This window comes from Pseudomonas sp. HB05 (genome assembly GCF_016756915.1).
GTDB classification, from domain to species: domain Bacteria; phylum Pseudomonadota; class Gammaproteobacteria; order Pseudomonadales; family Pseudomonadaceae; genus Aquipseudomonas; species Aquipseudomonas alvandae.
In genome coordinates this window covers 172,705-198,748 of the sequence record NZ_JAESPG010000004.1, presented here as the reverse complement: position 1 = coordinate 198,748, position 26,044 = coordinate 172,705, and the positions used below count along the sequence as shown (strand labels likewise).

Below are 26,044 nucleotides of genomic sequence, written 5' to 3'. Positions count from 1 at the left end.
GAACGACGCAACAGTCACAGAGGATTCGCCCATGAACGCCTACTACTACCTCGCCATTGCCATCTGCGCCGAAGTCATCGCCACCGTGTCGATGAAAGCGATCAAGGGCCTCAGCGCGCCACTGCCCTTGCTGCTGGTCATCGTCGGCTACGGCACTGCGTTTTGGATGCTGACGCTGGTGGTGCGCACCGTTCCGGTGGGCGTGGCCTATGCGGTCTGGGCCGGCCTGGGGATCGTCATGGTCAGCGTCGCAGCGCTGTTCATCTACGGGCAGAAACTGGACGCGCCGGCGATGCTGGGGATGGCGTTGATTGTTCTTGGGGTTGTCGTGATCCAACTCTTTTCCAAGACTGCAGGGCACTGAAAACACTGCCATTGAATTGGAACACACCGATATTGAGCTGGAACGCACTTGTGGCGAGGGAGCTTGCTCCCGCTGGGCTGCGCAGCAGCCCCAAAAAGCTTGGGACCGCTGCGCGATCCAGCGGGAGCAAGCTCCCTCGCCACAAAAGCTTTGCTCCCATGTGGCCGACGTTGATCGCCAACAAATGCCCTCTTCGTCGAGTCTGTATACTGCGCCCTCGTCTTGAATTCTGAGGTCGCTGCATGCCATCCGTTATTTCCACCGACATCCTGATTGTCGGCGCCGGAGTCGCCGGCCTCTGGCTGAATGCGCGCTTGCGCCGCCAGGGGTTTTCAACCGTGCTGGTGGAAAGCGCCAGCCTCGGCGGCGGGCAGAGTGTCAAATCCCAGGGCATCATCCATGGCGGCGCCAAGTACGCCTTGCATGGCGCCCTGACCGGCGCCTCGGAAGCCATCGCCGACATGCCACGCCGCTGGCGCGAGGCCTTGAAGGGTGATGGCGAGCTGGACCTGGCGGGCGTACGCATGCTGTCCGATGCCCATTACCTCTGGTCCCCCGGAACCCTGGCCGGCAACCTCACCAGCTTCTTCGCCAGCAAGGCTGTGCGCGGACGCGTTGACCAGGTCAAGGGCGAGCAACTGCCGCCCGCCCTGCAAGACAAGCGTTTCAAGGGTAAGGTCTATCGCCTGTCCGAATTGGTCGTGGACGTCCCCAGCCTGATCGCCCGCCTGGCGGAACTGGCCGGTGACAGCCTGCTGGCCGGCCAGCATATCGAGCCGCTGCATGAAGAAGGCAAACTGATCGGACTGAAGGTCGACGGTCGCGAGATCCGCGCCCAGCGTATTGTCCTCAGTGCCGGCGGTGGCACCGCTGACCTCCTCAAGGCCCTGGGCCTGGACCAGCCGGCCATGCAGACCCGACCGCTGCACATGGTCCTGGCCAAGGGACCAGGCCTCAAGCCGCTGTATGCCCATTGCCTGGGCGGCGGACCGAAGCCGCGCGTCACCGTGACCACCCATCCCGCCGCTGACGGCCAATGGGTCTGGTACATGGGCGGCGACCTCGCCGAAGGCGACGCCGTCGCCCGTGAACCGGCCGCGCAGATTGCCGTCGCCCAGAAGGAACTCGGCCAACTGCTGCCGTGGATCGACCTCAGCACCGCGCAATGGGCCACGTTGCGAGTCGCTCGCGCCGAACCGCTGCAATCGGGCCTGACCCGCCCCGACAATGCTTTCGTCGCCGAACAGGATCGCCTCTTGGTGGGCTGGCCAACCAAGTTGGCACTGGCTCCGGACTTTTCCGATCGAGTGATCGCAGCACTGCAACGCGACGGCATCCAGCCAAGCCACGCCGCCCCGCTGCCGGACCTGCCCAAACCGCCCATGGGCATACCAGCCTGGGAGCAACTGTTGCCATGAGCCAACCGACCCTGCATGACTTGCATCGCCCGCTGGGCCACAACGGCCCGAAGGTGTCGCCCCTGGGCCTGGGCACGGTCAAGCTCGGCCGCGACCAGGGCGTCAAATACCCCAACGGTTTTCGCATTCCCGATGACGACGAAGCACGCATGTTGCTCAAGTTGGCGCGCGACCTGGGCATCAACCTGATCGACACCGCGCCGGCCTATGGCCGCAGCGAAGAGCGCCTCGGCCCGCTGCTGCGCGGCCAGCGTCAGGACTGGGTAATTGTCAGCAAGGTCGGCGAGGAATTCAGCGACGGCCAGTCGCGCCATGACTTCAGCGCCAGCCATACGCGGTTCTCGGTGGAACGCAGCCTCAAGCGCCTGGAAACGGACTACATCGACCTGGTGCTGGTGCATTCGGACGGCAATGATCTGTCGATCCTCAACGACAGCGATGTCTATCCGACCCTGGCGGCACTCAAGCGCGAGGGCAAGATCGGTGGTTTCGGTTTTTCCGGCAAGACCGTCGACGGCGGCTTGAAAGCCCTGGAGCAAGGCGACTGCGCGATGGTCACCTACAATCTGAACGAACGAAGCGAAAAGGCTGTCATTGACTACGCAAGCGAGCACGGCAAGGCGATCCTGGTGAAAAAAGCCCTGGCCAGCGGTCACGTCTGCCTGAGCCCCGGAGAGGACCCGGTCCGTGCCAGCTTCGAACTGTTGTTCGAGCATCCAGGGGTTGCCAGTGCTATTGTCGGCACCATTGATCCGCTGCACCTCGCCCATAACGTTGCGACCGTAGCCAACGTCCTACGTCAAAACTGAAGCCGCCCTGCGCGGCATCAAGCAGGAGCTGACATGCCGCGTACGCTCATCAGGAAAAATCCAAGCAACTTCAAGACCCTGCCCCTGTTCGTCGAAGCGACACCCGAAGGCCTAACCTACCAGAGCATCGGAATGCCGTTGAATTTCGCCCAGACCTTACAGCGTCGCCGCCCTGTGGCGGTGGCCGATGCGGAACGTTTTTCCCTCGAACTGGCGAACCTGGGCGTCTCGGTGCGCCTGACCTTGCATTGGCAGAACCGCGAATATTGGGTACTGGTGCGCCAGCGTCGCCAAGATCGCGGCGATGTGGTACTCAAGCTGATCTCCGGTTACGTCCCCGCCCATGAGTTGAACCTGCCGCTGCTCACCGCCATCAACGAAATAGCCGAAGAATGCCTGCTGGAAACACCGGAAGGTTGGCTCGGCGGACGCTTCAACGACACCTGGCTGCCCGCGCCTTATTCGAGTGCGCTGCATTATCGCGAAGCCTTGCCGTTTCGCCTGGCTCCGCTATCCGGCTCGGCCCGCCCGGTGCGCTGCGCCAACCTGCAACTGATCGAACGCCCACGGGCCTATGTGCATTTGCCGACGGCATCGCTGCAACTGATTTATGACTTGCGCCTGGACGTGCCCAAGGAAGCCAAGTCCCTGAGCCTGTTTCATGTCGATGAACGATTGGAAGGCGATCAACTGGTGGCGCGCCTGGACCGCAAGCGCCCCGATCTGTACCTGATGCCACTTGAAAACGGCAAGCCGATCGGTGAGCTCTACACCCTTAAACGTGATCGTCTGGTTGCGGCAAGCACCCGGGGCCTGCACTTGGCCGAAAGCTTCGCCAGCCAGGAGGGTTGGGTGGTACGCGACGAACGCATCCGCTGGAAGGATTGGCTCGTGAAACAGGGCTTGGAAGTACACACGCCTCGTCGCCAAGGCCTGACCAACTTGCACAAGAAGGCCATGGGCCTGATGCGCATGGTTCGCGGGACACTGCATAAATAACGTCAAGCGGAGCGTCGTTTATCCCAATACGTGCGCCACTGCGCAAACAGGTGAAAATAACGATTCTCTCGCTTCCCCATGCCGCGCTTGGGCGAGAATGATTCTTCGGCGAAGGTCCCATCGATTCGTACCCGCGATGCCGTGGTCGCCAGTGTGCAGACTTTCACCTGTGCTTGTTGCAACGCGTATTTGAGCAGCCGTTCGGAATGCAGTTTCCTGCCCGTAGCCTTGCAAAAATCGAAAATGCGTTCGATCCGCTTGCCATAGGCCCGGTAGGCATCGCGCCCACACACAGCAAAGCGGTCATTCAAGCCTCCCCACCATTGCCAATCCGGTATGTAGGCATTCAATCGGCGCGCGTCGGGGTGGGCAAAAATATAAGCGGGCAGCGCTGTATGGTAGAAGTTGTCGGGACGCACAAACACGACGAAATCCGGATCGAACGGCTCCATCATGGCAGTCACGGTATTCAAGGAATTGAGCTGGTAGATCAGATTCCTGAGCGACGCATGCTCATCTCCCCAGGTATCGCCCAAGGCCTTGACCCGCTCGAAGTCCCAACGCTCCAGGACACCTTCGGTGGACTCCAGGCGACCGGTCATGGTGGTGAACGGTGCGTAATTGTCCGCTTTCAGTTCACCTTGCTCCCCCGAGCGCGGATTGCGGACTTCATCAATTTTGTACAGGTGATAAAAACACTGCACTTCGCTCCCGGCAGGAATCTGCGCCAGGACGTTTTCTTGAATGGAGGGGAAACAGATTTCCGAGTTTCTCGGAATACCAAAAAAAGCCAGCGCAACTTTCAACACGCGTCCTGCCCTTGTCGTTAAAAAGAATTGCCCGGCGGCATCGCATCAAGCGACTCGTCATGCCAATGCGACTCAAGGGCGACGAAACCACCTTTGCCACCAACGGCAGCGTTGCAACGGCACAACGGTTACATCGGCCCCGAGCAGCCACTGTCGCTCGTACTCCCAAGCGTGCCCGCTCCAGAACTTTCCCGCTTCGTTGGAGAAACCCAAGGTGAAGATTTGATAGTTATAACCCGCATGGCCGCGCAACCAATCGAACAGCACCAGCGCGTTGAAGCCCGTCGAAGGGCCTACATAGCGCTTGCCACCCTCCCGGTCGACCGGGTAGTTCCACAAAGGGGGTAATGGCATGCGCTCCCAATACAAGGTCACGCCCGGTAGTGGCGACATATTCCCGGTGCACCCCACCAACATTGTGAAACAACGTGCGTCGGGCAAGCCGAACAATCGCTGCACCTCGGCGTTGTAGGGCAGGCCGAAGAAATAAGCGTCGGGGGCATTGAAGCCATGGACGAACACATTAACGCTGTGCGGACGGAGCAGTGCCGACTTCACGCAGGTATTGAACGTCACGACCACGTCGTCACTGCCGATGTCGAGTGCCTGGAAGTCAGCCGCGGTGATGGCTGGGTTATTCGCCACCAGCACCACCCGCGCGGCCCTTTCCAAGCAATTCTTCAACGCCTGGGGCAAGGCCCCCATCAGTGATTGATGACCGCCAGGCAATTTGTCGAGCGCCATTTCGTCATTGATTCGAGGAACCCGATCCGCCATGTCGCTTACCCCGGCACCTTCATGCCATAGCGCAGCTTGACCCATCCGCGAGTGAGCGCCGATGGGGCTTGCCAGGGACGCATATCACGCTGGATTTCCTCGGCCAAGGCCTGCCCGACGCGCGCAAACGAATAGCGACGCTCGGCGAAGGCTTGGCCATTGCGGGCGATTCGCGCGGCCAGTTCCGGATCGCGCTGCAGCATTTCGAGTTTCTCCACCGCCTCAGCTTCGGAGCGATAGAAGACGGTGTTTTCCATGTCCTCGAAGCCCAGCAATCTGTCTTCCTCGCCCTGGCTCCAAGCCAACAGCACGCAACCACAGGCCATGGCCTCGAAGTTCTTGATCATGAACTCCCCCATGCCCAGGTCGGCGCTGACAAAAATTTTGATGCGATTGAGTGTCTCCAGATACTCGCGGCCTGACTGAGTACGCGTCACCAGCATACCGGTGCGTTGAGCCAAGGCTTCAAGCAACGCTCGGCGTCGCGCATATTCAGTGCTTTTGAGGCTGCCGAGAAAACCAATGGGAATATCGCGTACGCTGCCGGTGTTGTGCAGCATCTGTTCGTCATAACCTTTGGAAACGAACACAGCATCGATGTTCTCGGCTTGCATCCGTCGCGCCACCAGCGCCCCTGACACCAAGGCACGGCAACTGGGCAAGCGGCGGTATAGGCGCGAATAAACGCCGTAGTATTTACTTTCGCGCATGTAGTTCTGATAAGCGTCGTGTTCGAGGAAGATCAGTCCCGGAATGCACTTCAATACGCTAAGTTGCGGGGCGAGGCGTTTGACCCGCGAAAAGATCACCACCCGGTCGAAATCCTGATAATTGGCCGAGACAAGGAATCGGCCAAGCTTCTTTTGCTGCTGCTTGGTCAAGCGATAGAGGGTGCAGTCGTTGCAGTTTTCCTGCACGACCTGATACAGGCGGTCGAGAATCACACGCTGTTCAGCCATCACCAGAAGCATGACTTTCATAAATTAATTAGCCAAAGACCGAAACAACCAGAGCCGGGGGGGCAAGCTCGACCCCAAAGGTCGAAACTTGCCATGTAGGACCTCCCGGAAGGCAAGAAGATTCAGTGGCTGCGAATCTTCTCGACAATAGCCGTTGTCGAACTGTTTTCCACCAGTCCCAATACCTTCACGGTGCCACCGTAGGCCGTGACGATGTTCGCACCCACGACCTGATCAATCCCATAGTCACCGCCCTTGACCAGCACATCCGGCTTGACCTGGGACAGCAGGTTTTCCGGCGTGCCTTCGCTGAAGCTGATCACCCAGTCCACCGCGCCAAGGCCGGCCAGGACCGCCATGCGTCGGTCGACGCTGTTGATTGGGCGCCCCGGCCCCTTCAGGCGACTCACGGATGCATCGTCATTGACCGCGACGATCAGGCGATCGCCCTGTGCCCTGGCTTGTTCGAGATAGGTCACGTGGCCTGCATGGAGAATATCGAAGCAACCGTTGGTGAACACGATTCTTTCGTTATGGGCACGGGCGTCGTCAACCGCCAGCAGCAGTTGCTCAAGACCCAACACACCCCGCTCGGACCCTTCTTCACGTTGAATGGCGCGACGCAGCTCAGGCGCGCTGATAGCAGCCGTACCGAGTTTACCGACAACGATACCGGCGGCCAGGTTCGCCAGGGCTACTGCATGGGGCAGTTCTTCGCCGGCAGCGATGGCGGCCGCGAGCGTGGAAATCACGGTGTCGCCGGCGCCCGTCACGTCAAACACTTCACGGGCTCGGGCCGGCAAGTGCAGAGCCGGGTGATCAGGCCGTAGCAGCGTCATGCCATGCTCGCCGCGAGTGACGAGCAACGCACCGAGTTCGAGGTCGTGCATCAACTGCGCGCCCTTGCTCACCAACTCGTGTTCATCAGCGCAACCGCCGACGATGGCCTCGAACTCGCTGAGGTTCGGCGTGATCAGGCTGGCGCCACGATAAATGGAAAAATCCTTGCCCTTGGGGTCGGCCAGCACCGGAATGCCACGGGCACGAGCAGCCTGGATCAGCACCTGATGGTTCTTCAACGCACCTTTGCCGTAGTCCGACAACACCAGGACCTTGATCCCTTCGAGCAGGCTATCGACCTCGGCACCGAGGGACAGCGGATCGGTGGCGAACGGTTCTTCGAAATCGATGCGCAGCAATTGCTGGTGACGACTGATGACTCGGAGCTTGACGATGGTTGGCTGATGCGCAATGCGCTGGAAAATCGCCCGAACACCCGCGCCCTTGAGGCTGTTGGCCAGGCTCTCGGCAGCCTCGTCATCACCGGTCACGCCCACCAACGACGCCGGCGCACCGAGTGCGGCGATGTTCAGGGCAACGTTGGCGGCACCGCCGGGGCGATCCTCGATGTGCTCGACCCTGACCACCGGTACCGGGGCCTCGGGGGAAATCCGTGATGTACCGCCATGCCAGTAGCGGTCGAGCATGACATCGCCGACCACCAATACAGGGGCTTGATCGAATCGCGGCATGGACAACTTCATGGAGCATTCCACATACAAAATGAACAGGGCGGGGATATTAGCACAGGGCTGGAGAAGGCTCGTCCATGGCTGTAGCCGGATGTGACAGATTGTTGGGTCAGGGCTGTACCGATGCCCATAACCGCTCGCAAGCCTCGCTCAGTTCCAGGTCGCCGGTGTCAATATCGCAATCAGGTGCCACCGGAGCTTCATATGGGCTGTCGAGGCCAGTGAAATTTTTCAGCCGTCCGGCACGCGCCTCTCGATAGAGGCCCTTGGGGTCACGCCGAGCACACACCTCGAAGGGAGTGCTGACATAGACTTCAAAGAAGGATCCCTCAGGAAACAAATGTCGCGCGGCCTCACGATCGGCTCGATAGGGCGAAATGGCCGCGACAATAACAACCAGCCCGGCGTCCACCATCAGTCGCGCGACTTCGGCGATGCGTCGGATATTTTCCTTGCGCGCTTCAGGCGTCATGCCGAGGTCGCTGCACAACCCCTGGCGCAGGTTGTCACCGTCAAGCAGGCAGGTGTGAAAGCCCTGCTCGTGCAACCGCACATCCAATGCATTGGCCAGGGTCGACTTCCCCGCCCCGGAAAGGCCAGTCAACCAGATGCATCGCGGTTGTTGGAATTTGATCGCGGCCCGAGCCTGCGGGGAGATCGTCAACGCGTGAGCCGGATCCTGTTTTTGAATGGACGCCGTTTTTGACATTCTTTCCATGAATCAAGCACCTCCCATGCTTACCGATTGCTCAGAAGTAAAGCACAGGCCAATTCTGCCAGCTCAACGAATCAGGGGCGGCGGGTCTGGTCGTCATCCTGCGGTGACATACCCAAACGCCGAACCCAGAAGAGTTCGTGCCGGCGAACCGACTTTCGAAAGAACTCGTCCTCTCCGGTACGAGGCCAGTGGCGCCCGGCTAGCAACCGCTGGATGGTGCGGCGCAAGCGGCGCTTGAACGGAGGACGGCCCTGCAGGTCATGTTGCATCCCCAGGGCCATAGCCTTGTCCATGCGCACGGAAGCATCCAGCAAAGGGCTCCACAACCCATCGGCTGGCAAAGGCTCGATGGCGGGTGGCAGCGCGATGCCATAGCCCGCCGGGCCCATTGGCCAACGGTCGTTGTCGTGCAGGTGGTTGGCATAGAGCAGTAATGTTTGCGGCCGCCAGGCGCTGAGTTCGATCGCCTCCATCAACGCCCGCGTGCCCGCGATGTGGTCGCTGTGGGGGTCCAGCTCTGGATGCGGCGTGAGTACCACCTCGGGTCGGTGATGTTCGAGCAGGTGAGTCAGGTCGGCCACCAGGTTACGCCATGTGGGCATGCCATCAACGTCACCCGGCAGGCTCAGGGCATTGAATCGACGGACTTCGCGGATATCGTTCTCGCCCGACTCCTGCGAACCGAAGCTCTGGGCCGGTGCCTTCGCCATGGCATCCAATTGCAGGCAGTAGTAGCCCAACTGAACACATTGCTGTTGTGCCACCCCGCCCCATAAAGGCACCGCCAGGCTGTCCCAACTGCGCAAGCGCCCCTTGAGACGAGCGGCTTGCGCAGGGTCCAGGCCCATATCGCGATAACGCTCAGCCTCGATCTCTCCTTGGGTGAGTGTAACGATAGCGACCTCTGGCGCGCGGCTGTATAGCCCGAAGGCCGCCAGTTCGGCATCGTCGGCATGTGGTGCGACGATCAGCAAACGCTGCTGGGCGAAATCCGGGTTGCTCAGGACATGCAACGTAGCCTGTGGCGCAACTTTGCAAAAACGACCGCGTAGCGCCAGGGTTCCGGACGCCAGTGCCTGCCCTTGCCCGGTCAGGTTGAGAAAGCGCTCTGCGCCAACCCCCCTCTCCAAGTCCTGACGGTCATCACCGATCAGAACCTGGGGATCAAGAAAATGCCCCAACCAGCTGCTTTTTACCCGTACCTGCAAGACCAGTGTCTGATGAGTATCGAACGCCCCCGCGACTTGCAGGCAACCTTCCCTCAGCGTGACAGGAAATTGCGGAGTGCCCGCCGGAAACTCATAGCGATAGTCATCACCGGGGGCATAGAACAGATGGTCGGAGAGCCAGGCCTCGTGCGCAACCCAGCCCACCGCAAGAAACACCACGAGCGACCACCACGACACCGTATAGCCAAGCAGCAACGCTGCCAACAATACGCCAACCAGCAGCAGGCGCTTGCGTTGACGATGACGTTTTAGCAATTGCTGCTTGCGTGCGCTCACGGTTTGTCTCTCTCGCTCATGGGTTGTGTCTTTGGTCAAACCTGATAGACCGGAACCCGCTTGCACCATCGGTCCTTGTATTCACGATCGGCACGGCCGAACGAGTAACGCAACGGCTTCCCAAGCGCCCGGGCATGCTCCCACTCGGCCTGGGTATTGACGTAACTGAGTACGCTGCCAGGGCTGAACTCGCGACTCTGCGGGTCAACCCCGCCGTTGATATATTCAAGGCTGACCCACTTGGGCGCCTCGACCCTATAGAGAATCTGGATGGCCACCGGCTCGTCATTCAGGTAGATCAGCGATCCGGTCATGAACTCACGCATCAGGCTAAACACCTCGGCCAGATGCGTCTTGCCAGGCGCCTCGAAATTCCATCGACGCTGGAACAAGTCGGCATAAACGGCGGCCTGTTCACTGGCGGACAACTCCAGTATCGACCGGATAATGCCACCGGCATCCTCAAGCAAGCGCTGCTCACGACGCTGGTTATAACGGAACTTCTTGCTGTACTCCTCAGGCTCCCGCGCCAGTGCCAGGCCTTCGGACTGCTCAGCGAGGCCGAGAACCAGTGGGGCATTGAGTTCCGATACATAGCGCATGCGGTGCCGCAGGCGAATCTGGGCGTCTTCACGGATGGGCAGGATGACCTCGGCATTGCCAAGATCGAGCATGCCCCGCTTGCCTTCACGCTTGAGCACATCCTTTGATAGCGCAACATGACGGCCCCACGTTGGCATGGCGGCACACAGTTGGCCGTTGGCAAACCATCCAAGGTAACGCACCGCGATACCCACCAACCCGGCCAGGCGTTCGACCACATCAGGGTGTGTCGCCACGCTGCCGCCGAACTCATGCCAGGCTCGGGCGTAAGCCGCAGCGTCTATGGGTGTCCAACCGCTTTCTCGCCAGGTCCGCCAATGACTCAGGATCAAACGAAGGACTCCTTCGCCGCCTCGTCAGTTTCCTCGACAAAATCCTTTTCGTGCAGGCGTGCGTAAAAGCCGTTCAATGCCAACAGCTCGGCATGTGTGCCTCGCTCGACAATACGGCCTTTATCCATCAGGAGAATAAGATCGGCCTTTTCAATGGTGGACAACCGGTGGGCAATTACCAGGGTGGTACGGCCCTTCATCACCTGGTCCAGGGCTGCCTGGATATGGCGCTCGGACTCAGTGTCCAGGGCCGACGTCGCCTCATCAAGAATCAGCAGCGGAGCATTCTTGAGCAAAGCCCGGGCAATCGCCAGACGTTGGCGCTGGCCACCCGAAAGCAAGACTCCGTTCTCACCCACCAAAGTGTCATACCCCTGAGGCATCTGCACGATGAACTCGGCCGCATAAGCGTCTTCAGCTGCCTTGCATACGTCTTCAAACGGTGCGCCGGCCAGGTCGCCATAGGCGATATTATTGGTAACAGTGTCGTTGAACAGCGTCACCTGTTGATTTACCAGGGCGATATGGCGGCGCAGGTTGGTCAGTCTGTATTGCTCGACATCCACTCCGTCCAGCAGTATCTGGCCCTTGTCATGGTGGTAGAAGCGCGGGATCAGATTGGCAAGTGTCGATTTGCCGCTGCCCGAGCGCCCAACCAATGCGACCATCTGGCCCTCTTCGGCAGTAAAGGAAACATCGTCGAGCACAAGCTTTTCCGTGCCAGGGTATTGGAAGCTCAGGTTGCGTACTTCCAAGCGGCCATTGATCCTGGCTATTTCCTGGGTACCCGTATCGACTTCCGGTTCTTCGTCGAGTTGCTCGAAAATGCTCTCCGCCGCCGCCAGCCCTTTTTGAATCGTGGCGCTGACCTCCGATAATTGACGGATAGGCTTAGGCAGCAACCCGGCGGCAGTTATGTAGGCAACCAGTTCTCCCGCCGAGGCATCGCCACGCAGGTAAAGCACCAGGTACATCAATACCGCCATGCCGATGTAGATCACCAACTGCAACATCGGCGTGTAGATCGATTGAGTACGGGTCATGCCCAGGCTGCGGTTCATGTTATCCGCGCTGGCCTTATGAAACCGTTCGATTTCGTAGTGTTCGCCGCCGAAGCTGCGTACCACCCGATAGCCTTGAATGGTTTCCGAAGCCACGTGTGTCACGTCGCCCATCGCCACCTGGATTTTCTTGCTTTGCTTGCGGAATTTTTTGCTGGCACTGCTCACCAGGACGGCAATGACCGGCAATATCGCCAACAACACCAAAGTCATTTTCCAGTTGCTGTAGAGCAGGTAGCCGAACAGAAACACCACGGTCAGGCCTTCTCGGATGACTACCTTGATGGCATCGGTAGCGGCACCGGTGACCATGGTCACGTTGTAGGTAATGCGGGAAATCAGATGGCCAGAGTTATGGTTGTCAAAATAACGATTGGGCAAAGTCAGCAGGTTGTCGAACAACGCACAACGCAAGTCATGGACCACGCCCCGGGCGACCTTGGCGAGGTAGTAATTGCCAAGAAATGAACCGACGCCCTGGTAGACCGCAATCAGCACTATCAATAGCGGAACACCCAGTACCAGCGAGACCCCCATGAACTGGGTGTCATTTGGCTTTTGTAGCGCATCGAGAAAATGCTTGAGCATGTCCGCCAGCATCGGCTGGCTGGATGCGAACAACACGAAGCCAACGATACTGACAGCGAAAGCGCCCCAATACGGGAGTACGTATTTCAGCAATCGCAGGTAGATCTTCATGCTCGATTGCTGGTCGGAATTGGCCATTCGGTGCGCCTCGCACGTTTGAAAAGACAGACAGGCTGCGGATTGTAACAGCGAACCAACGACTAAATCGGCCCGCACAGGACGAAGGGCAGAACATGCGGAGGGACTTCTTCACCGCGCCGCCCCGTCAGCCAGCAGCAGGAATGCTCCGGGTGGAACTGCTGATTTCGGGAGTACCACGAGCAGCCAATACAATGCTCAACGCAATTGGCAGCCACGTGATGAACCAATCCGCGTTAGGTTTGAGCCATAGGCCAATGCCATCTGTCAGCAATGACGTGCCGGAGAAAACCCAGAGTATCAGCAACACTTGACCCAGCGGCTGCGCGCGTGAAACCCAACCACGCCAGCCAGCAGCCAGCCAGAGCGAACAAAACAATATCAGCCCAGGAACACCGAGACGTACACCGGTATCCAGAAAAAGGTTGTGGGGATGCTTGAATGACTGCGAGATTTCAGGAATTGGAATTAAATATTCATGGAAGCCCAACCCTGTCGCCCAATGCTCCACTATCAATCGAACACCAGCGCCCCACAGTTGTGGCCGATAGGAAATTCCGCGTTGCAATAGAATCTCGGGTTTGAATACAGCGATGAATGCGACCCCGGCAATGCCTAGAAAGATCAACGCTCCGGTCAGCCTCGACGGCCTGGCCACGCCTGTTACCAACAAACCGGCGGCCAAGCCTACCCATACACCGCGTGTCTGATTGAAGCCCAAAAACATCGCATATCCCAGGAAAGGAATGACCAACAGCATCATTGCCAAAGGACTGAAACGTTTGGTCTGCATCGTAAAAATGCCAATGATTGCGAGCGCCCCCACCGCATGCGCGGCCGGAATGGCGGTGTTCCATACGCCAATGGCAAGCACTCGTGCGCTAAAAGGCTGAGCGGCAAACTCATAGAAATAGATCCAGGAGGCCAAAGCAAAAAAACCGCCCAGGATCGACGCATACAACAACATCGATTCGAGCCGCCATTTACTGTTCTGTGCCGCCAGCAAAATGCCGAACAGCGTCAGCGTCACGTAGAGCGTAACTTTCGCCTTGCCGAAACCGCTGTCACCGCCCTCAACCAACAAGACCAATAACGTCCAAGCCATGAATAATGCAAAAAGCGCCCACTCCGGCTGCTTGAACAGCAGCCTGAAATCCCGATGGAACAACGCCAGCAAGGCGGGCAGCCACAGCAGGACAATCAACATCTGGTGATACATTTTATTGCTCGGCAGGACCCACGCCCCACAGAGCAGAACCAGAAAACCAATGGATGCCCATGCCACCAAGACATCCTTATCGATCAATCTTTTCATATTCCTCAGCATCCAACTTTACTCAATATCCGATCCGTAACTCGTTGAAGCTGGGCTCTATCCGCATTCTTCCAACCACCCTTGATACAGTAGTGCTCGGAAAGGTAGTGGAGAAAGTTGCGCCGCAAACGCTCATCGAGCGGCCACTTGGGAAATGCACGAGACAGCTCCACCACCCGCTCGGGGTCGTCGGCATGCATCACCAGGCCCTCGATGTTGAAAAAAGCCTGGCCCAGCGTGAGCACGGGCTTGCCCAACAACAAGCTTTCCAGCCCCACGGTCGAATTGATGGTAATCACGAACTGGCAGGCTTCGATCAGTTGCTGTGTGGCATTGCCATTGGCGAAGAGCAGGCGCTCATGACAGCGCTCGTGCAGCTCGGGATACGTCTCGCGGCTGGACGGATGCTCCTTGAAAACTACCGTCAGGCCAGTCTCTTTGACCAGGCGCTCGCCCAGCGCAAACATCTCGCGCATATTCCTGATCCACGGAGAGAACAGTCGAACCTGGCTGTCTCGATCATCCTGGAAGGGAATGAATATAAACTGCCCAGGCAGCGCAATCGGTGCCGGGCCGGTAGTACGAGGCGCACGGGGAATCAGCACCGCTGGCGCCTGGTCCTCTGGTACCGAATGCGGGTAATTGAGGTAGAAATCGGCTTCGCGCGGAACCGCATTCAGATAGTTCACGCCACGCGGGTCCACCGTCGTTGTATCGGGCAACAAACCATTCTCGAAAAAAAACGTCCTGCAGCCCGTCGGCGCGAGCGCCACCAACAATCGGCAATAACGATGAGAACCGTTCCAGAACGCCAATACATCAGGACGTTCCTGATCAAGCAAAGCCTGGGCGCGCAGTGCCATCCAAAAAAGTTCGAGGCGTAACAGCAAGCGATACAGAAGGCCGTCGTACTTGTTCTTGACTCGACGCTCCTCGCATTTTTCCTGGATCAAGCTCGACCAATCGATGCGCGAAACGACCCTGGAGATCAGCAGAGACCTTGGCCAAGGCATTTGTTGGGGAGTGACGACTTTTCCCTGTAATTCGGTTTCGCTGAGCAAGCGATTGAAATAGAGGCCTTGATGCTTGGCCAAGGAAATGAACAGCGTTTTTGTCATGGAATTTCCAGAAAGACGGCGCCATGCAGGCCCTTACACAGAGCGAGCATCTTGGAAAATTGGCGCGACTATACCACAGCGGTTTTTGCAGCCCGCACACTGCGTTAACATATGCGGCTGCCCATCCCATCGGGCCAAGCCCCGGAGCCTTGATGCAAACGCTCGACCATACTGTTTACCTCAGCCTGCGTGAAGGTGCCGATGTCCTCGAAGCTGACCGCCAGGGGGATAAAGTGCTGCGCTTGGCTGATGGTTCGATGTTCAAGCTGTTTCGCCGCAAGCGGCTGCTGACCTCCGCACTGTGGTCGCCCTACGCCAAGCGCTTCGCCGACAACTGCCAGATTTTGCAGGGGCGCGGCATCGAATGTCCGCAAATTCGCCACGTCTATCGCATTCCCTCAATTGAGCGTGACGCAGTCCATTACGACCCTCTGCCCGGCAGCACGCTTCGTCAGTTGCTGGGCAGCGACGACCTTGGCAATCTTCGCGCACAACTTGGTGAGTTCATGGCACGCCTGCATCAGAGCGGTATCTATTTTCGCTCGGCGCACCTGGGGAACGTCGTGCTGACGCCGGAAAACTCTTTGGGTTTGATTGATATAGCTGACCTGCGCAGCTATGGCAGACCATTGCGCAAAGGCCTGCGCCTACGCAATTTCAAGCATATGCTGCGCTATCGCCAAGACCGCGAATGGCTACTGCGCGACGACCAGTTTCTGCAGCACTACCTTAGTCACCAACAGACGTGCAGTGAACTGGAGCTTAGAACGGCGCTCAACATCTGATTTGCCGAAAATCGATGTCAACCGGCAGCGGGCAATCTGAAGGTTTCGAACTTTCGCTCGGGATTCACGCCTTGCAGCAAGCCTTCGATCAGCTCGACGGTTTTTGCCAGCCCTTGGGAGCCGTAGACCAAATGGTAATCGGCGAAACCTCGGGCCTTTTCCACGGACTCTGGATAATTGCGCTCGAGCGCTTGCAACTGATGAGAGAAAGCCCCCTCGTCACGCACCTGCGGTCCGAAAAACAAGGCGTGAGCAAAAATATCCTCATCACTGCCCGCATTTACGTAGATGACCGGCCGACCAGCCAAACCGGCTTCTATGCCGGCATTGGACATGATATTGACCACAACGCTAGCCCGCGCCAGAGCCTGGGCCAATGATTGATTGATATCCAGTAGCTCGATATTGGAGAAACGTGTAGCTGCATCGCTCCAGAATTGAGCCTTGCTGCGCGGATGGCGCTTGAACAGCACACGGTAGTGAGGATTGCGCCCAGCCCACTCACGCAGTAGCCGATAGGTTTCTTGATAACCGGACTCCTTCTCGCGGTCCGGCCCGACCCCCAGGATCAATAACGTCTTGATCGCTGGATCCGCAACAGGCAAATCATAAGTTTCATCGGCAAGGTACGAACCGAGCAGCACCACCGTCGACTCGCCAAACCGCAACGTCCGCTCTTGCAACGCCACCAATGAACTACGGCCAAAGACCCCGTAGTAATCGTAGTCATTCATTCCCAGACGACGAGAGGATTCCAGCGTCGTCGCGTGGGCCAGATGCAGCAACCGGGCGCCACGCGCAGCCAATGCAAGACGCAGGAACGGCGCATGGAGACTGCCATTGCGCTCGTTGATCAGCACTTTTGGTTGATACGTCGTCACCAGCCACTGGGCGTGGGCGGCATAGACCAGATAACGTAGCGGCACGGACTGTGGCGGAGCCAAAAGCATGCGTTCGCTACAAGCATGCGAGGGAGATCGAAGCGCAGCCTCCGTCAACCGGCATCCTCGCTTGCGCAGTGCATCGATCAGGATATTCTTGCGCTGCAACGCCATGGATTTTGGCGCCGAATGCAGCAGCAGCACTTCACAGGGCGTGGCGTCTACCGAATCTCTCAAGCATGCCTTCGCACGCAGTCCGACCACCGTGTCGACCATCACATCACGAGACAGCCGCAACAAACTGCCAAGGCGACCATGACGCTGACGCAACAATTTCCAGCGATAGAGGTCCAGCTCACGAGCCTTTCGAGCCCAGCTGTCGTCGGCCTGGAAGGCAGCGTGATCAGGACTCGAAGCGCTCACTTGAACAACAACCGGACGGCCTTACGCGTGTAGGACCAGCGCATGATCGAAAAAAAGTTGGTACGTACGGCCCGGGCATAAAAAGCCTTTGCGCGAACGTAGTCCCCAGCGCTATAGCAGTCGCGGAACAAGGACAGGCAGCGCTGGGCGGTAAAGGCCTGACGCAGGTCCTGCAACTCCGCCGGCATCCGCGCAGGAGCAAACACCTCGTCCACCATCTCCACCCCCGCAGCCAGGCTTTGCTTGAGGTCATGTCGCATGCTGTCATCATGCTTGTGGATCAGCGCGAGCGGCTGATCCAATGTGGAACATGGAAAGCGCGCCAGCACTTGGGCAAATACAGGTATATCTTCGACGTTACGCAGGTGCAAAGGATAATTGCCTGGCCCGAACACCTCGCGGTGCATGACGCAGGCTCCGTTGGACAGCGACACCGTCTTTTCCAGCAGATAGCCACGAACACGTTCACGCGGCGTCACCGGCAAGGGCGTGGCGCTGTGCTGGACGCGACGACCGTCGGAGAACACCGACCAGTGGCCGCCAATAATCAAACGACTCTCGGGATTGTCGGCGACATGCCGGGCCACAGCCGCCAGCGCGCCCGGCGCCATCTCATCATCCGCATCAAGGAAGATCAGGTACTGGCCCCGGGCTTCCTCGATCCCACGGTTCCGCACCGACGACAGACCACCGTTGGGTTTGCGCAGGGCTCGAAAGGCCCCGGCATGCTCGACCAGCAACTGCTCTACAACTTGAGGCGTCGCATCAGTGGAGCCATCGTCGATCACCAGCAGCTCTGCCTGGGCTTCGCCCAACTGCGCAATGACAGAATTCACCGCTCGCGGCAATGTCTCGGCGTAGTTGTAAGCTGGAATGATGACACTGACCAACATCTCAGTCATAAACATCCACGCCGTCTTTGACCACCAGAATGTCTTCCATGATCAGGTACTGCAGGTCCGAACCGAAGAACATGTTCAGCGCGTCGGTCGGCGAGCAGATCATCGGTTCGCCGCGACGGTTGAGCGAGGTGTTCAGCGACACGCCGTTGCCGGTCAGGACTTCCAGGGCCTTCATCATGTCGTAGTAGCGCGGGTTGTATTCGCGCTTGAGCACCTGGGCCCGGGAGGTGCCGTCTTCGTGGACGACTTCCGGCACGCGGGTCTTCCATTCTTCGGCGACTTCGAAGGTGAAGGTCATGAACGGTGCCGGGTGATCGACCTTGATCATCTGCGGTGCAACGGTGTCGAGCATCGACGGGCAGAAAGGCCTCCAGCGCTCGCGGAACTTGATCTGCTCGTTGATACGATCGGCCACGCCGCTGGCGCTCGGGCAACCGATGATCGAACGACCGCCCAAGGCACGCGGGCCAAACTCCATGCGGCCCTGGAACCAGGCCACCGGGTTACCGTCGACCATGATCTTGGCGATGCGCTCGGGGGTGTTGTCGATCTTGCGCCACTCAGGCTTGCTCGGATGGCGGGCGCACGCCGCGATCACGTCTTCGTTGCTGTAGGCCGGGCCGAGGTAGACGTGTTCCATCTTCTCCACCGGCACGCCACGGGCATGGGACACATAAGCCGCCGCGCCTACCGCCGTACCGGCGTCGCCGGAAGCCGGTTGCACGAACAGCTCCTTGACGTCATCACGGGCGATGATTTTCTGGTTCAGCTTGACGTTCAACGCACAGCCACCGGCGAAGGCCAGCTTGCCGGTTTCCTTGAGCACGTCGCCCAGGTAGTGGTCGATCATCTGCAATGCGAGCTTCTCGAACAGCGCCTGCATGCTCGCCGCGTAGTGAATGTACGGCTCGTCGGCGATGTCGCCTTCACGTTTCGGGCCGAGCCATTCGATCAGCTTCGGCGAGAAGTAGAAGCCCTTGCCTTTCTCTTTATAGCGGCGCAGGCCGATCACGTTGGCGTAGTCGGTGTTGATCACCAATTCGCCGTTTTCGAACGAAGCCAGGCGCGAGAAATCGTACTTGGTGGCGTCGCCATAAGGCGCCATGCCCATGACCTTGAATTCGCCGTCGAGCATTTCAAAACCGAGGAACTCAGTGATCGCGCCGTACAGGCCACCCAGGGAGTCCGGATCGAAGAATTCCTTGATCTTGTGGATCTTGCCGTTTTCACCGTAGCCAAAGAAGGTCGTGGCGTATTCGCCCTTGCCATCGATGCCCAGGATCGCGGTTTTTTCCTGGAAGCCCGAGCAATGATAGGCACTGGAGGCGTGGGCCAGGTGGTGCTCGACCGGCTCGATCTTGATCTTTTTCGGATCGAAGCCCAGTTGCTCCAGGCACCAGACGATCTTGCGGCGATAGCGCTTGTAGCGACGGTTGCCCATCAGGATCGCATCGAGGGCGCGGTCCGGTGCGTACCAGTAACGCTTGGCGTAGTGCCAGCGAGCTTCGCCGAACAGACTGATCGGGGCAAACGGGATCGCCACCACATCGACATCGGAAGGCTTGATGCCGGCCTGTTCCAGACAGAACTTCGCCGACTCGTAGGGCATGCGGTTCTTTGCATGTTTATCGCGTACGAAGCGCTCTTCCTCGGCCGCCGCGATCAGCTTGCCGTCAATGTACAGCGCTGCGGAAGGATCATGGCTAAGGGCGCCGGACAGGCCAAGAATCGTCAATGCCACAGGGTCTAGCCTCTTATGTCTGCATACGGGCGACAAGCGCCGCGAAAATGAATGTGCCGCGCACCTAGGGGTGCGGGGCAGCTAAAGGGCGGGATTATAGCGTAAATGCGGCCTTAAGCCTCTAGCGATGAGTCGTAGGGTTTACACGGTCCGTGGCGAGGGAGCTTGCTCCCGCTCGGCTCTGTAGGAGCTGGCGAAGGCTCGGGCCGCGTTCGGACGATCTCTTGATCTTTCGCTTGAGACTCAAGTGCCTGGGGAAAGATCGCAGCCTAGCTTCGCTCGACAGCTCCTACAGGCGCAGCCCAGCGGGAGCAAGCTCCCTCGCCACAGTGATCGGTTACACGATAGCCGACGTGTTATCGACTGCCTTGGGCAAGCGCTCATCGATCACGCGATACAACGCACTGTCCTGCGGCCAATTGCGCATAAACCGCGCCCGATCCCGGGCATAGGCCTGGGCGAAGCTGGACTGGCTGCGGTGTTGGCACATCGAGTCGAGGTCGATCAGCGCCCAGCGATCGTCTTGCCAGAACAGGTTGTGCCCCTTGAAATCACCGTGGCTGATACGTTCGCGGATCAGGTCGGCGAACAAGCGATCCAGCGCCAGCAACTCAGTCTCGGGAGCTTCACCGTTCTCCACGTAAGGGCCGAAGCGTTCAATGATGTCCGGGCCCGACAGGTGCTCGGTCACCAGGTAAGCCCCTCGGCGCAGCCAGAGGAAACGCTTTTCCAGCAGCGCCAGCGGCTTGGGCGTGGCGATGCCGAGGAAAGCCAGTCGATGCCCTTCGCGCCAGGAATGCCAGGCGCGACTTGGACGCCAGAAGCGCTTGAGCCAATGGGCGAAGTTCTTGATGTTGTAGCGCTTGATCACCAGGGTGCGACCATTCGACTCGACCTTGCCGACACTGGCCGCGCCGCCCGTCTTGTACAGATGGCCCCGGTCGAGCAGTGCATCGGCCTGTTCCAGCACCGGGACCATCGCGGCCTCTTCATCACGGCGGATCGCTCGCAGCCCGAACGGTCCGCGCTGTACGCTGAACAGGCTGCACTCGCGCCCGACCTTTTCGAGAAAATCTTTCAGCCGCCATGTGTGCACTTTATCGATCTGTTTTTGCAGCGCCTCCATGGGCAAGGCGTGTTCGGCGTTGCCCAACAGGTAATACACCAGCAGTTCTTCATTGAACGGCTCGATGGATTTGGGAAGCTGGGCGAAGAACACCCCGAGGTTCTCCAATACCTTCTGCCGCGACAACGGCTGCCCCGGGGTTTCGGCGCGAATACCGGCGCCATCGATCAGATAGAGCTTGCCGCCGTGGCGCAGCAGGTTGTCCAGATGCAAGTCTTCTTGCCACAGGCCCTTGCCGTGGAGTTGCGCAATCGCACCCAGGGCCTCGGCCAACACTGCCGTTTGCTCGTCCGCCAACATTGGCAGGTGCTCGACCTGTTTCCAGGCGTCACCGAGGCTTTCGGCGTCCTCCAGCAGCTCGAACAGCAGCCAGCCACCCTCGCCCTCCTTCAAGCCATCGGCCAGCAGCAGCGGCGTCGTCAGTCCCTGCTCCGCCAGGAGGCGAACGCCTTGCAGTTCACGCTGGAAGTGCCGGGGCGCCTTGCTGCCCACCAGCAACTTGGCCAGCACCGGCCGACCACGCCAGATACCGGCACCGACGTAACGTTGGCCCGGCAACACTCGCAACAGTGAAAGCAATTGCAAACGCGCCGGACCGGCGGCATCGGCCAGCTCCACGCTCAGGGGCAGGCTAGGGCTGCGACCGGCGCTTTTCAATTCCGACAAATGCATCAGCGGGCCTCCTTATGGGTGCGTCGAGCCCTCAACCGGGTCATCCATTGATCCACCAGCGCACCGCCAAGGGGCTGGTCCAGATACGTAGACAGCAACTGGCGGACATCTTCTTCGCTCCAGATCCTGGCCCGGCGCAGCAAAGGCTCCAGGTCCTTGACTCGATCACGCTGGCCAAACAGCAGCGGCCGAGTCTTTTCGAGGTCGATCAATTGCGCCTGATAACCGTCGGCAGTGGCTTGCAGGAAGATGTGCTTGGGATAGAAGCAGCCATGCACCTGATGCATGCCGTGTAGGCGCCGCGCCAACTGCCCGCAAGCGTTGAGGACTGTGGAGCGCTGCTCTGCCGTCAGGCTTGGCCAGCGTTGCAACAGCGAGTCCAGGTCGTCCCAGCCATCCAGGGCACGGGTCAGCAAGACCGCTCGCACTTCGCCATGTACCTTGCGCTGGCCATAGAACACCGCCTGCAACGCCGGAATCCCCAACTGGCGATACCGGCTGATGTTGCGAAACTCCCTGGAAAAACTGGGCTCGCCAAAAGGGTGCGAAAAGGTCCGGGTCAGGTAATTGCTCTGGCGCTTGAGGTAATAGCCCTGCCCTTCGAGCTCCAGCCGGAACACACTGCTCCAGCCGCCGCCTGCGGTATTGGGCTCATCGACGGCGTCCAGTTCTCGCGACCAAAGGGCCTCGAAGCTGTCCAGGCCATGACGTGCAAGCAACGCCCGGTCTTCAGCGGCCAGGAAATCAGTCATTCACGTCCCTCAAAAAATCTCACTACATGGCGGATGCGTTTTTTGTCACACGCATCGAGCCGGTCACGCTGGCGGTATTGCAGGTAGAAGCGCAGGCGCTGGGTGCTCGACAGGTGGCGCTTGGCAACCTTGTCAAGGCAGGCCAGGTCTTTGGTAATCCGGTACTTGAGCCAGAAGCCGCGCCAGAAATCGCCGTTCGGGCAATCGATCAGGAACAGCCGCGACTGGTCGTCGATCAGCAGATTGCGCCACTTCAGGTCGTTATGGGTGAAGCGGTGATCGTGCATGATCCGGGTATAACCGGCCAGTTGACGGCTGACACCATCGACCCAGGCGCGGTCGCCCAGGCGCGGATCGCGCCGATTAGCCAGCGCTGAAAGATCTTCGGTTCGAGGCAGCTCACGGGTGATCATCGCCCCGCGATCGTACGCCGCGCCACGTCGCTCCAGGCCCCAGGCAACAATCTCGGCCGTGGGAATCCCCCACTTGGCGAATCGCTTGAGGTTCTGCCACTCGGACTTGACCCGGGGCTTGCCCAGGTAGCGCCGCAAGCCTTTGCCGGCACCGACGTAGCGCTTGACGTAATAGTTCACGCCGTTGCGCTGTATGCGGATCACCTCCGACAGCGGATCGCGGGTCAGACGCTCTCCCTGCAGGGCAAATACCGCATCGAGGCTGCCGAAATCCTGCGCCAGTTCAGCGTAGGCCGGCTCCAGGTTCCAACCCGACATCAGAGCGCATCCCCGTACCGCTGCTTGCGGTCATACAGCTTGTTGGCCTTGCCTTCGAGCCACGCCAGCAACGAAGCCTCTTCAGCCAGGACCTGGCGCAGCGGCTGCTGGAAATAGCCCTTGAGGAAACGCAGTTTGTCGCGGCGGGTCAGGCCAATGTCCAACGCCGAGAAATACAGGGCCGCCAGGTCCTTGTTACGCCAACGGGTGGTAATGGCCGGGCGGGTCTGGGCGCGGTGCAAGTCGATCACCGAGAGCTTGAAATCCTCGGGCGTCACCGGCTTGTCGGTGTGCAGCAGGAAGTGGCAGATATAGCAGTCACGGTGGTTAACGCCGGCGCGGTGCATCATGCCGGTCATGCGCGCCACTTCGGCGATCAAGGCGCGCTTGAGCTTGGGCGGCGGCGCTTGCTTGACCCAGTCGATGCTGAAATCTTCAAGGCTGATGGTCGGCGCCAGCTCTTCGGTGATGATAAATGAATGCTGGTCCGCCGGATTGCTACCCTTCTCGCCGTAGGCGACGGCCGTCATGGTCGGCACGCCGACTTCTTGCAGGCGCTGGATGGCCTTCCATTCCTGGCCCGCGCCGAGCACCGGCAGCTTGGCGGTCAGCAAGTTCTTGAAAATCTCGCCCCAGCCAATGCCACGGTGGATCTTCACGAAAAAGCCGCGACCGTCCACCTCCGTGCGCAGGGTGCGCCGGGCTTCGAGCTCACGGTAGACCTCGCCCTGGAGCGCTTCGACTTCGGCGAACGCATCGCGTCCGGCCCAAAGGCTCTTGAACGGTTCGGCCAGCATCAATTTCATCAAGCGTGCTCCGCCAATATCACATCGGCCGCGTGCTGCGGCATGCTGTAGAGGTCGGCCGTCTCGGCGAAGGCCAGACCGTTGCGACTCCAGGTTGCCCGGGCATCGGCATCACTCAACATCCGCCCCAGGTACTCGGTGAGCTGCGCTTGTTCGAACGGCTCGTCCAGCACCAGGCCACTGTCGGCCTCGGCGATGTAGTGGGCGTACCCACACACTGCGCTGACCAGCACCGGCAATCCGGCCACCAGCGCTTCAAGCAAGACAGTGCCGGTGTTTTCGTTGTACGCCGGATGGATCAACAGGTCGGCGCCCAGCAGGAAACGCGGGATGTCACTGCGCCCCTTGAGGAACCGCACGTTGTCACCCAGACCCAGCGCGGCGCTCTGCAGTTGGAATACTTTGGGGTCGTCCTGGCCAATTACAAACAGTCGGGTGCGTTTTCTCAATTGCGCGGGCAACGCGGCCAGGGCCTTGAGGCTGCGATCCACGCCCTTGGTCTTGAACCCGGAACCGATCTGCACCAGCAACAGGTCGTCGTCGGCCAGCTCGAATTCGGCCCGGAACGCGGCACGGATTTCGTCAGCGTCGGCGGGCCGGCGGCGGTCCTGGGCGATGCCCGGCGGCAGCAGGTGAAAACGTTCCAGCGGCGTGCCGTAGTGCTTGATGAACAGTGGTTGCTGGACTTCGGAGATCATCAGCACGTCGGTCTTGGCGTCCTTGGCGAACACCGCCCGCTCGTACTCGGCGAAATGCCGGTAGCGGCCCCAGCGCCGGTACAGCGAATTGCGCAGGTTTTGCGCCTTGTCTTCGAAGCAGCCATCGGCGGCGTAGTACACGTCCAGGCCGGGCATCTTGTTGAAGCCGATCAAGCGGTCCACCGGGCGCTTGGCCAGGTCCGCTTCCATCCACGCGCTGAGTTTCTCGTTGCGGCGATGATTGAACAACGCCTTGACCGGCGCCACCAGCACTTCGAAGCCGGGCGGCACGTCGCCTTCCCAGATCAGCGTGTAGACGCGGATCTGGTGACCGCGCCGCTGGCACTCCAGGGCGATGCGCATGAAGTCACGCTGCAGGCCGCCGAAAGGGAAATATTTGTAAAGGACAAAAGCCAATTGCATCAGCGCGGCTCCTCAGCCAATAACGTGCTCAGGTGGCTGGCGACACGCTCGGGATTCAGACGCGTGAAGCACAGGGGCTGCTCGCGTTTCAGGTCGAACCGCCGGGCATCCTCGGCGGTGGGTGGATAAGTGCATTGCTTCTGCATGCAGGGCGCGCAAGGGAAATCACTGGCGAGGTGAATCTGGCCCTTGCCATAGGCGCCGGTGAGCACCGGATTGGTCGGGCCAAGCAGAGAAATGGTCGGCACGTCGAGGGCCGCGGCCAGATGGCCAAGACCGGTGTCCACCGCCACGCAAGCCTGGGCGCCGGCGAGCACCTTGCCCATGCCGCCGAGGTTCAACTTCGGCAATACCAGGGCATTGCGCAGCCCATTGGCAATGCGCTCGGCCCGGGCCTTCTCGGCCGGGCTGCCCCAGGGCAGTTTCACCACGACGCCGAACTGGCCCATGCGCTCGGTGAGCTGGCGCCAGTAAAGCTCGGGCCAGTGCTTGGACTCCCACGTCGTGCCGTGCAGGAATACCACGTAGGGATAGGGCCGTGGCAATTCCACCAGGCGGTCGATGTCGAGGCCATAGTTACCCTGGGTTTGCGGCAAGTCATAGCCCAGCGCCAGGGCGAATAACTGACGCACGCGCTCCACCGCATGCTGACCACGGGCCACCGCCAGGCGCCGCGAATAGAAACGCGCCGCCAAGGGTTCGCGAGCCGAGTCTTTATCCAGGCCGGCGACCGGCGCCTTGACGTAGCGAGTCAGCCAGGCGCTTTTCAACAGGCCCTGGGCATCGATCACCAGGTCGTATTTGTCGGCGCGCATGCTCTGCTTGAAACGCCGCCATTCGCCACTCTTGATGGTTTGCCAGAGGTTCTTGCGCCAGCGCCGTATCGCCACTGGAATGACCTTGCCCACGGCCGGGTGCCAGGTGGGAATTTCGGCGAAGCCTTCTTCCACCACCCAATCGAACTTGATGCCCGGAATAGCCCGCGCCGCATCGCTCAGCGCTGGCAACGTATGGACCACGTCCCCCAACGAAGAAGTCTTGATCAGCAATACCCGCAAG

Annotated in this window: 24 protein-coding genes; 5 read left to right on the top strand and 19 right to left on the bottom strand. The window is 59.7% G+C overall.

Annotated elements, in window-relative coordinates; all coding sequences use genetic code 11:
* The first annotated feature begins 31 nt into the window (after nucleotides 1-31).
* The 4 genes from JMN22_RS06525 to JMN22_RS06510 all read left to right on the top strand — a co-directional run bounded on the left by JMN22_RS06525 (nucleotide 32) and on the right by JMN22_RS06510 (nucleotide 3,590).
* Nucleotides 32-364, top strand: a complete 333-nt coding sequence (locus JMN22_RS06525) for a DMT family transporter (RefSeq protein WP_030140192.1) — start codon at nucleotides 32-34, stop codon at nucleotides 362-364.
* A 242-nt stretch (nucleotides 365-606) separates the two neighbouring features.
* The gene (locus tag JMN22_RS06520; protein WP_030140193.1) at nucleotides 607-1,782 is read left to right on the top strand and encodes an NAD(P)/FAD-dependent oxidoreductase; all 1,176 of its coding nucleotides are present in this window, start codon (nucleotides 607-609) and stop codon (nucleotides 1,780-1,782) included.
* The gene (locus JMN22_RS06515; RefSeq protein ID WP_030140194.1) at nucleotides 1,779-2,591 is read left to right on the top strand and encodes an aldo/keto reductase; all 813 of its coding nucleotides are present in this window, start codon (nucleotides 1,779-1,781) and stop codon (nucleotides 2,589-2,591) included. Before JMN22_RS06520 ends, JMN22_RS06515 begins: the two co-directional genes overlap by 4 nt.
* A 33-nt stretch (nucleotides 2,592-2,624) precedes the next feature.
* Nucleotides 2,625-3,590, top strand: coding sequence for a hypothetical protein (locus JMN22_RS06510; protein ID WP_030140195.1), 966 nt, complete (start codon nucleotides 2,625-2,627; stop codon nucleotides 3,588-3,590).
* A gap of 2 nt (nucleotides 3,591-3,592) precedes the next feature.
* On the opposite strand, the gene JMN22_RS06505 is transcribed toward JMN22_RS06510, so the two are convergent.
* The 10 genes from JMN22_RS06505 to JMN22_RS06460 form a co-directional block, all read right to left on the bottom strand.
* Nucleotides 3,593-4,399 carry a hypothetical protein gene (locus JMN22_RS06505; protein WP_030140196.1) on the bottom strand — a complete coding sequence of 269 codons (807 nt, stop codon included), beginning with the start codon at nucleotides 4,397-4,399 and terminating at the stop codon, nucleotides 3,593-3,595.
* A 72-nt stretch (nucleotides 4,400-4,471) separates the two neighbouring features.
* Nucleotides 4,472-5,176, bottom strand: a complete 705-nt coding sequence (locus JMN22_RS06500; protein WP_030140197.1) for a hypothetical protein — start codon at nucleotides 5,174-5,176, stop codon at nucleotides 4,472-4,474.
* A 5-nt stretch (nucleotides 5,177-5,181) separates the two neighbouring features.
* On the bottom strand, nucleotides 5,182-6,156 hold the full coding sequence (locus JMN22_RS06495) for a glycosyltransferase (RefSeq protein WP_198797231.1): 975 nt from the start codon (nucleotides 6,154-6,156) through the stop codon (nucleotides 5,182-5,184).
* Between the two features lie 101 nt (nucleotides 6,157-6,257).
* Nucleotides 6,258-7,679, bottom strand: a complete 1,422-nt coding sequence (hldE, locus tag JMN22_RS06490; protein ID WP_030140199.1) for a bifunctional D-glycero-beta-D-manno-heptose-7-phosphate kinase/D-glycero-beta-D-manno-heptose 1-phosphate adenylyltransferase HldE — start codon at nucleotides 7,677-7,679, stop codon at nucleotides 6,258-6,260.
* Nucleotides 7,680-7,776: 97 nt separating this feature from the next.
* The gene (gene cysC / locus JMN22_RS06485) at nucleotides 7,777-8,376 is read right to left on the bottom strand and encodes an adenylyl-sulfate kinase (protein WP_198797248.1); all 600 of its coding nucleotides are present in this window, start codon (nucleotides 8,374-8,376) and stop codon (nucleotides 7,777-7,779) included.
* A gap of 80 nt (nucleotides 8,377-8,456) precedes the next feature.
* Nucleotides 8,457-9,890, bottom strand: a complete 1,434-nt coding sequence (locus JMN22_RS06480; RefSeq protein WP_198797232.1) for a PIG-L deacetylase family protein — start codon at nucleotides 9,888-9,890, stop codon at nucleotides 8,457-8,459.
* Nucleotides 9,891-9,925: 35 nt separating this feature from the next.
* Nucleotides 9,926-10,822: a GNAT family N-acetyltransferase gene (locus JMN22_RS06475; protein WP_030140202.1), complete on the bottom strand. Its 897-nt coding sequence runs from the start codon at nucleotides 10,820-10,822 to the stop codon at nucleotides 9,926-9,928.
* Nucleotides 10,822-12,612, bottom strand: coding sequence for a lipid A export permease/ATP-binding protein MsbA (gene msbA / locus JMN22_RS06470; protein ID WP_030140203.1), 1,791 nt, complete (start codon nucleotides 12,610-12,612; stop codon nucleotides 10,822-10,824). Before msbA ends, JMN22_RS06475 begins: the two co-directional genes overlap by 1 nt.
* A 127-nt stretch (nucleotides 12,613-12,739) precedes the next feature.
* Nucleotides 12,740-13,927: an O-antigen ligase family protein gene (locus JMN22_RS06465; protein ID WP_187293325.1), complete on the bottom strand. Its 1,188-nt coding sequence runs from the start codon at nucleotides 13,925-13,927 to the stop codon at nucleotides 12,740-12,742.
* Between the two features lie 5 nt (nucleotides 13,928-13,932).
* Entirely contained in the window at nucleotides 13,933-15,045 is a 1,113-nt protein-coding gene (locus JMN22_RS06460; RefSeq protein WP_198797233.1) for a capsular polysaccharide export protein, LipB/KpsS family, read from the bottom strand.
* 152 nt (nucleotides 15,046-15,197) lie between these two features.
* Here JMN22_RS06460 and JMN22_RS06455 point away from each other — a divergent pair, with 152 nt between their 5' ends.
* Entirely contained in the window at nucleotides 15,198-15,830 is a 633-nt protein-coding gene (locus tag JMN22_RS06455; protein ID WP_030140206.1) for a phosphotransferase, read from the top strand.
* Nucleotides 15,831-15,847: 17 nt separating this feature from the next.
* On the opposite strand, the gene JMN22_RS06450 is transcribed toward JMN22_RS06455, so the two are convergent.
* The 9 genes from JMN22_RS06450 to waaC form a co-directional block, all read right to left on the bottom strand.
* On the bottom strand, nucleotides 15,848-17,134 hold the full coding sequence (locus JMN22_RS06450) for a capsule biosynthesis protein (protein WP_198797234.1): 1,287 nt from the start codon (nucleotides 17,132-17,134) through the stop codon (nucleotides 15,848-15,850).
* Complete coding sequence (locus tag JMN22_RS06445; protein WP_030140208.1) at nucleotides 17,131-18,036, bottom strand: glycosyltransferase family 2 protein; 906 nt, start codon at nucleotides 18,034-18,036, stop codon at nucleotides 17,131-17,133. The genes JMN22_RS06450 and JMN22_RS06445 overlap by 4 nt, the downstream gene beginning before the upstream one ends.
* Nucleotides 18,029-19,777 (bottom strand): carbamoyltransferase family protein, encoded by a 1,749-nt coding sequence (locus JMN22_RS06440; RefSeq protein WP_030140209.1) that lies wholly within the window; start codon nucleotides 19,775-19,777, stop codon nucleotides 18,029-18,031. Before JMN22_RS06440 ends, JMN22_RS06445 begins: the two co-directional genes overlap by 8 nt.
* A 337-nt stretch (nucleotides 19,778-20,114) precedes the next feature.
* The gene (locus tag JMN22_RS06435; protein WP_198797235.1) at nucleotides 20,115-21,575 is read right to left on the bottom strand and encodes a lipopolysaccharide kinase InaA family protein; all 1,461 of its coding nucleotides are present in this window, start codon (nucleotides 21,573-21,575) and stop codon (nucleotides 20,115-20,117) included.
* Complete coding sequence (locus tag JMN22_RS06430) at nucleotides 21,575-22,327, bottom strand: lipopolysaccharide kinase InaA family protein (RefSeq protein ID WP_030140211.1); 753 nt, start codon at nucleotides 22,325-22,327, stop codon at nucleotides 21,575-21,577. Before JMN22_RS06430 ends, JMN22_RS06435 begins: the two co-directional genes overlap by 1 nt.
* A complete protein-coding gene (locus JMN22_RS06425) occupies nucleotides 22,324-23,058 on the bottom strand; it encodes a lipopolysaccharide kinase InaA family protein (protein ID WP_030140212.1) in 735 nt (244 codons plus the stop codon). Before JMN22_RS06425 ends, JMN22_RS06430 begins: the two co-directional genes overlap by 4 nt.
* Nucleotides 23,058-23,864: a lipopolysaccharide core heptose(I) kinase RfaP gene (rfaP, locus tag JMN22_RS06420; protein ID WP_198797236.1), complete on the bottom strand. Its 807-nt coding sequence runs from the start codon at nucleotides 23,862-23,864 to the stop codon at nucleotides 23,058-23,060. Before rfaP ends, JMN22_RS06425 begins: the two co-directional genes overlap by 1 nt.
* Nucleotides 23,864-24,985 carry a glycosyltransferase family 4 protein gene (locus tag JMN22_RS06415; RefSeq protein WP_030140214.1) on the bottom strand — a complete coding sequence of 374 codons (1,122 nt, stop codon included), beginning with the start codon at nucleotides 24,983-24,985 and terminating at the stop codon, nucleotides 23,864-23,866. The genes rfaP and JMN22_RS06415 overlap by 1 nt, the downstream gene beginning before the upstream one ends.
* Nucleotides 24,985-26,043 (bottom strand): lipopolysaccharide heptosyltransferase I, encoded by a 1,059-nt coding sequence (waaC, locus tag JMN22_RS06410; RefSeq protein ID WP_030140215.1) that lies wholly within the window; start codon nucleotides 26,041-26,043, stop codon nucleotides 24,985-24,987. The genes JMN22_RS06415 and waaC overlap by 1 nt, the downstream gene beginning before the upstream one ends.
* Nucleotide 26,044: the final 1 nt, after the last annotated feature.